9 protein-coding genes and 1 pseudogene are annotated in these 6,843 nt (G+C 38.9%); 5 read left to right on the top strand and 5 right to left on the bottom strand.

The genetic code is table 11. The features are described from left to right. Nucleotides 1-214: pseudogene (locus FTV31_RS15155) on the bottom strand (tRNA modification GTPase); the annotation flags it as partial. A gap of 12 nt (nucleotides 215-226) precedes the next feature. Continuing rightward, a complete protein-coding gene (locus FTV31_RS15150; RefSeq protein WP_179991684.1) occupies nucleotides 227-1,336 on the bottom strand; it encodes a MobA/MobL family protein in 1,110 nt (369 codons plus the stop codon). 164 nt (nucleotides 1,337-1,500) lie between these two features. On the opposite strand from FTV31_RS15150, the gene FTV31_RS15145 reads away from it, so the two are divergent. From FTV31_RS15145 to FTV31_RS15130, 4 genes are all read left to right on the top strand, one after another. Continuing rightward, nucleotides 1,501-1,956 carry a conjugal transfer protein TraD gene (locus FTV31_RS15145; protein WP_179991683.1) on the top strand — a complete coding sequence of 152 codons (456 nt, stop codon included), beginning with the start codon at nucleotides 1,501-1,503 and terminating at the stop codon, nucleotides 1,954-1,956. 609 nt (nucleotides 1,957-2,565) lie between these two features. Then, nucleotides 2,566-3,255, top strand: coding sequence for a replication initiation protein (locus FTV31_RS15140; protein ID WP_179995751.1), 690 nt, complete (start codon nucleotides 2,566-2,568; stop codon nucleotides 3,253-3,255). Nucleotides 3,256-3,264: 9 nt separating this feature from the next. Next, nucleotides 3,265-3,678 (top strand): hypothetical protein, encoded by a 414-nt coding sequence (locus FTV31_RS15135; RefSeq protein WP_179991690.1) that lies wholly within the window; start codon nucleotides 3,265-3,267, stop codon nucleotides 3,676-3,678. A 252-nt stretch (nucleotides 3,679-3,930) separates the two neighbouring features. Beyond that, nucleotides 3,931-4,356 carry a DUF805 domain-containing protein gene (locus tag FTV31_RS15130; RefSeq protein WP_179991689.1) on the top strand — a complete coding sequence of 142 codons (426 nt, stop codon included), beginning with the start codon at nucleotides 3,931-3,933 and terminating at the stop codon, nucleotides 4,354-4,356. 97 nt (nucleotides 4,357-4,453) lie between these two features. On the opposite strand, the gene FTV31_RS15125 is transcribed toward FTV31_RS15130, so the two are convergent. Together FTV31_RS15125 and FTV31_RS15120 are read right to left on the bottom strand one after the other, a co-directional pair. After that, a complete protein-coding gene (locus FTV31_RS15125; protein WP_179991688.1) occupies nucleotides 4,454-4,789 on the bottom strand; it encodes a hypothetical protein in 336 nt (111 codons plus the stop codon). A gap of 112 nt (nucleotides 4,790-4,901) precedes the next feature. After that, nucleotides 4,902-5,579: a tetratricopeptide repeat protein gene (locus FTV31_RS15120; protein WP_179991687.1), complete on the bottom strand. Its 678-nt coding sequence runs from the start codon at nucleotides 5,577-5,579 to the stop codon at nucleotides 4,902-4,904. Nucleotides 5,580-5,801: 222 nt separating this feature from the next. Between FTV31_RS15120 and FTV31_RS15115 the strand changes: the two genes are divergently transcribed. Further along, a complete protein-coding gene (locus tag FTV31_RS15115; RefSeq protein ID WP_179991686.1) occupies nucleotides 5,802-6,170 on the top strand; it encodes a hypothetical protein in 369 nt (122 codons plus the stop codon). 175 nt (nucleotides 6,171-6,345) lie between these two features. Here FTV31_RS15115 and FTV31_RS15110 read toward each other — a convergent pair. Beyond that, nucleotides 6,346-6,843, bottom strand: a 498-nt coding sequence (locus tag FTV31_RS15110) for a tRNA modification GTPase (protein WP_180015611.1), incomplete at its 5' end; no start/stop codon positions are given.

Here is a 6,843-nt window from a genome sequence, read left to right as displayed (position 1 = left end):
CCTGAGTTAAGGCTGCATTCACCGATTGCCTGATCGTGTCGGTCATCTTACCGGAGGCACTGTCCAATTCATGGATCACCTGAGCCAATTGTGCTGTTTGGCGGCTTAATTTGGCGGATTCTGCCTGAAATTCATCAATCAACGCCGCCACACGCTTTTCCTGCGCTTGCTGATGCCCAATCAGCGCCGCAATTTTTTTAATCTCATCACTCATACAAAATTCTCTCTATCGTGAAAATGACCAGCCGTCATCCGGTTTCTGTCGCTTCTGCTCAGCGAGGCGCTGTCGTTCATTTTCCTGCTGACGCCGCTGCTCAGCCCAATACTCGCGTTCCTGCTGCTTAACCAGTTCCTGATGAATATTCTGAAACTCTGCCATCGAGTCATTAATCAAGGATTGAAGGTCAATCTCGTCTTGTATCTCACTCAAGGCATCATTGACCAGTGCGTTCAGCTTGTCAGACTCTTTTTCAAAATCAAACGTTCTGCCCTGAGTCGCATTTTGCATCACCTCGCATTTAGGTGTTTCAGTGACGTTATCGCGCTCTGCGAGGGCTTCCCGTAATGTCGTCGTGACATCAATGACGCAGTTACATTCATCACGACAGTGCTGAGCCTGTCGCTCCGCTTCTCTGCGCTCCATCAGGGCGTGTAACTGCGCTGTATTAAACTGCCTGACCTGTCCTGCGCCAAAATGTCGCTCCGGCTCACGCTCAATCCCCTGTGCTTTCAGGGAACGCGCATCAACGCGGTCAGCGTGCTGATACCGTTCAAGATACTTATTCTGTAAGTCAGCCCAGCGTTCTCGCTGGGCGATAAGGTATGCCTTGCGTTCGGTCGGCGTTTCGCCAAAACGAGATTTTTTTGCGCCGCCCCGTTCAGGGTTTTTCGTGTTAGCCCGTTTAAAATACAACTGCGGGTCACGCTCGATACCGTCATTAAGCCGTTCAGAGAACATAATATGCGCATGCGGTTGTTCACCGCCTTCAATCGCCGCTCTGGGGTTATGAATGGCAAATTGATAGGCGTGCCGGTCGCCAATTTCCTGTTGAATAAAATCACGAACAAGCTCAAGGCGTTGTGCGGGTGTCAATTCACGCGGCAGGGCAATTTCAATTTCGCGGTAGGTACAGCCGTTGGCACGTTCAAACGTGTCCGCGGCTTTCCAAAACTCGGACGGTTTATGCGCTGCCCATGCGGGCATATTGCCGGACTCTTGATGCTCAAGGTCGTTGTCTTTTTCACGGGCATATTTTCCCTCACGCGCAATATAATCGGCATGGGAAGTGGCTTTGCCTTTCCCGCCGGTTTTAACGCTGAGATGATAAGATGCCATGCTGTTTTCGCCCGCTGCAAGCGCGCACCGTTTCTGAATGAAGTGAAGAAACGTCTAAGTGCGCCCTATCAATAAAAAGATGATAGGGATTGTAGTGGAATTTGACCTGAGTTGCCAATCATGAGCATAATTATTTCATTCTAAAAGCTGCATGAGTGGTAAAGATGAAAAACGAAAAACAGGCTAAATGGGTGGCAGACAGAGTGCAAACTATCCGTGGTTTAAAATCACCGAATGAGGCACAACGCTTATTGGTGATTTTGCACGATAAAGCGGATAAAACCGCCCAAGAAATAAAAACGCTCTCATTGTTAATTCAGGCAGAGCGGGCAGCAGAAAAAGCACAGGAAGCCCGCACAAAGGTGATGAATCTTATTCAAGCAGAGAAGCGTGCAGAAGCCAAAGCGGCCCGTAAAGCGCGTGACCATGCCCTTTATCAATCGGCGGGATTACTCATTATGGCAGGGTTAGTGGACAGTCAAACGGGTAAACCGGTAGATGACCCCGCAAAACTACTGGGGGCATTAGTCAGCTTGCATGAATTATCCCGTGACAATCCCAAATGGGAAGAATGGAAATTTAAGGGGCAAGCATTACTCAATCAAAAAAAGGAAGATTAGAACAGGGTGTTAATACCCTCTAAAACGCCACAGGAAGTCCGTGGTGAGGTTTTATTGGCTCGATAATGGAATTTATCACCCAATACTGAAAACGTGGCTCAGAAGCTCAGACAGCTCCTTCCTGATTGAGCCGTGAGCGAAGCGAACCCAATGACACGGAAAAAACAGCGGCGCAGTGGCTGGATGGTCGTAGACAAAAGAAATGTTCAACGAGTTGCCCGAGCAAAGCGAGGGAGCTACTGAGGTGTTTTAGGTTTGTCTGAAAAGGAGCAAACGTTGTTTGCGACATCCTTTTAAATATTACGAAGCGTGATGTATCTGACAACTTTGGTTGAGTTATTCACAGGCATTTCCCTTTTTAACTTGTTTTTTTGTTTTTTATCTTGTTTTCGGGTAAAAAAAACTCGCTGTAATCAATAACTTACAACAACATAGATGGTGCTTTTTACGGTAATAGATGGTGCTTTTTACGGTAATAGATGGTGCTTTTTACGGTAATAGATGGTGCTTTTTACGGTAATATCCACACGCATTGATGGTGTTAAAATAAAACATACCATTAATGGTATTAGTGGTGTATATTTATTTAACACCATTAGGAGGTCTTTGATGAATAACCTAGTAGCCTACAAATCAAATGCTCTAATTGAAGCTAGTTATAAACTAACTTTGCAGGAACAGCGGGTTTTATTAATGTGTATTGGTAAGTTGAATCCCAAAGATGAGTCCCCTGAGAAAACCTTTGAGTTAACAGCCGAAGAGTTTTATCTAGCTTTTCCTAATATGGGTACAGGTAATGCAGAGAGACATTTACAAGATGCAGTAGATAAATTAGCGGAAAGATGGATACAGATACATTGGAAAAATAAAAAAGAAGAGATCCGATGGATTCAACAAAAAGCAAAATATTTTGGAGGGGAAGGTCGAATAGAGTTAACTTTTTCTGACTCAATAATGCCATACCTAACTCAGTTAAAAGGACAATTCACCAGTATTGCAGTTAAAAATGTGTCAGCTCTTAAAAGAACATATAGCATTAGGATTTATGAGCTATTAATGCAATTTAAAGCCACTGGAGATAGACTAATCAATGTTGATGATTTCCGCTCAATGATGGGAATAGATAACAAATATTCAAAATTCTCAGAGCTTAATAAGTTTGTAATAAAACCCGCCATAAAGGAATTAAATGATAAGAGTGACCTAATGGTAACGGTTGATATTGTAAAAAAAGGTCGAACAGCTAACGCGCTACATTTTCAATTTACACAAGATAATCAAATAAAAATATCAATTTGAGGATGAATAATGGCTCTGGTATCGATCAGTGAAGCTTCACGATTAACGAAAAAAAGTAGAACAACTGTTCACCGTTACATATCAAACGGAAAATTGTCCATATGTACAGATGAGAATGGAATAAAAAAGATAGATACATCAGAGCTTTTACGAGTTTTTGGCGCATTCAAGTCTGTTCATCATGAACAGAGTGACACTGTAATAAATGAACAACATGCAACACCTAACGGAACAAGTGAAACCAATAAAACAAAGCAACTAGAACAGGAAGTTGAACACCTGAGACAACTCGTTACAGCTCAACAGTCACATATAGACAGCCTAAAACAAGCAATGCTATTAATCGAATCCAAGCTGCCGACAACACCCGAACCTGTTATACCAGTACCAACAAAAAAACCGTGGCAATTCTGGAAAAAATAGCCGGTTGACGTCATTTTTACCGCGAAACCCAAACCGCCGTTTTGATAACAAATCACTAACACAAAAATGGGGCTTTTTACGGGGAGAAGATAGGGAGTTTTGAGCGGTTGAGGGGAATTTTAGGTTGAGTGCCTAAATGGCGTTACGCTTAAGCACCTTTATGTTAAATTATAGTCATTGACCAGATTTTTAAAAAATCAAATAGCAAAAATTATCATACTGAAAACCATCATCAAATTGGATAAAGACTTTATGAGTTCATTCTTTAATAGTTATTTTAATTGTTTCCGTAATTATTTTAATTTCAAAGACCGATCTTCTCGTCAGGAATACATCGCATTTATAATAATTAACCCTATACTGCTATTAATTATTGAAAGATTTACATTGATTGCATCAATATTTTATTTAATAATTTTTATTCCAGAAATAACCGTATCTATCCGTAGATTACATGATGTAAATTACTCTGGATGGTTTCTCATTACGCCATATTTATTTTTTATAATTGCATTATCATTCACCTATATAGGCGGTAATTTATTCGGAACGATAGGATTAGTAATAGGAATGCTAGGAATACTTTCCTATTTAGCACTCGCAATCTTAATGATATTTTATAAAGGTGATATTGGTCAAAACCGATTTGGTAACAACAAAGTAATCAAAAAACAATAAAACAGCAATTCAAACGTCAGATAATTTTGTCATATTTCAAACCGGTAAATTTTATTATGTTTATTCACCGGTTTGAATTGTAATAATTTAAATGGAATTATTTTTTTTCATTAATTATAATGTTAGGGAGTATGGATGGAAGGGTTTTGCAAATATCAACCCATGTCTTTTTATTCCTGACTTCCAGGACATAACGAATATCATTTGTATTAACCGTAATTAAATTACCAGTCATTACTGTTGATGAAATATCAATAGAATTGATATCACGCAAAAAACAAACAGTTCTATTTCCTTTTTTTTTCATGAAGAAAAAAGAAAACCATCCACCAAAAAGAAAGTAAATTAATGACATTTTCTGCTCATAAATTAAACTACTTTTGGTTTCATTCACATCTATCTGACTTACTAATCTAATTACTTTTTTCTTCATATTATTCTCGTTGTATATTAAACTTACAATTACTATATCATTATAACAAATACAATTAATTATTACATTCTAATAATTAATTTGAAAATTTTGTTAGCACATCATTGGGGCATTATTTTTTGTCTACTTTAGAACAGGCAAAATCAAAACCATTATCACAAGATTCCTTGAACCATAATTGACTCTCAGAAATATCTTGCTTTACACCAACTCCGTTCAAATACATATTACCAAGAGCGTATTGAGCAGATTCACTTCCTTTATTTGCGGCTTTTTTGCACCATTCAAAGGCTAAATCATCATTTTGATCAGTTCCTATACCTTTACGATAAAAACCACATAATATTGCTTGTGATGAAACATCGCCTAGTTCAGCTGCTTTTTGATAAAAATTGAAAGCCATAACCTCATCTTTTTTCACACCATATCCAACCAAATACATTTGACCTAATGAAATGATAGCTATTATGTCACCCTGATCAGCTGCCATTTTGTAAAACTTCAATGCCATTGGTTTACTAGAATTAACGCCTGTACCATAAAGATACAATGAACCTAAAATACTCTGAGCTTCTACATTACCTTGATTTGCAGCCTTTTGATACCATTCAAAAGCGATGTGCTTATCTTGCTTTACACCATCCCCCTCTGAATACATATCAGCAATTTTCATTTGAGCTAAACTATCGCCATTCTCAGCAGACTGACATAAAGAAAAATCTTTAATCCCACAATCACTAGCTAAAACGGATAATGGAAATAAAAAGAACAATAAAAACAATAACTTCATTAAAACCCCATATATGAAAACAGAAATAACTATGGAATAATATTATTAAGGGTTTTACGCCAGAAACCCCAGAAAATTCCGTAACTAAAGACCATCTAAGTTGGATGATATTCGGGTTGATGTGAAATCTCCGAATGGAACACATACTTTAGGAACAGATGTAACACCAGTAAAAGCGGTTAATTTAATTGAAGAATGGCTAACTAAGCAAGGGTTAATGTAATGTCTAATGATAACTTAAATGAATTGTTAATGATAATTAACGAACCTAAATTTTTTGATTTTTTATTACATATAAATATTGATGACGCATTAGATAAAAGAGATGGCGATGAGTTTGAAAAACAGTGGCTAAATAGTTTTAATAAAATAAAAAATATATGTTTTCCTGACGATTGCATCGAAATAATAAATAGGATAAGAGAAGCTTCATTTAAGTTATCATTTAAAGTTTGTGGAGATAGTGATGTTTCCGCTTATATATCAGATGATTTTGAAATGATATCTAAGTGCCTGTTACTGAATGATTCTGAGGGTTGGCCTCTTAGTTACTTATTAAATAGATATTTAAAAGGTGAGTCTCCAGGGTAGTATGGTAAGTACTTGCTGGATTAAATATGCTCATATTTAATCAGTAAAAACTGAAAGATCTTTCAACCTTCCGGCTCATTAGCAGATGAATAGGTTGAATGAGGGCGAACCGCTCAAAACCCCCTCGCTACTTTGACGACTTGCACGGGAAAACGGCGTATTCAGCGCCGTTTTTTTATTGTTTGATAATCAGATAGGTGTCTTTTTTATCACCATATGACTGCCTTGTATCCACTTTCACACAAGGTTTTCCGTCACACGTGGAGATATCAGCCAGCGGGGCTTTTTTTTGCCAGACCGCTTCCATGCGCTGCATTTTTGCAATTCGGTCATAACCACTGTCGATAAAATAAAACATCCCCCAGAGACAGCCCCCCATAACAGCAACCATTGTCAGGGCGATATAAATCGCGGATTTCCACGTATAACGTGACATTTCACGTCGCATTGCACTCACGGATTCATTAGCTGCTGTAACCACCTGATTCAGCGCATTGACGGCGGGTTTCTGCTGCGCCAATCCCGTTTGTTTGAGTTCTTTTTCAACCTGAGTTAAGGCTGCATTCACCGATTGCCTGATCGTGTCGGTCATCTTACCGGAGGCACTGTCCAATTCATGGATCACCTGAGCCAATTGTGCTGTTTGGCGGCTTAATTTGGCGGATTCTGCCTG

Source organism: Acinetobacter sp. YH16031, assembly GCF_013417335.1.
In the GTDB taxonomy this organism is placed as follows: domain Bacteria; phylum Pseudomonadota; class Gammaproteobacteria; order Pseudomonadales; family Moraxellaceae; genus Acinetobacter.
Note: the sequence above shows the minus strand (reverse complement) of the source record. Positions and strands in the feature narration are given on the sequence as shown.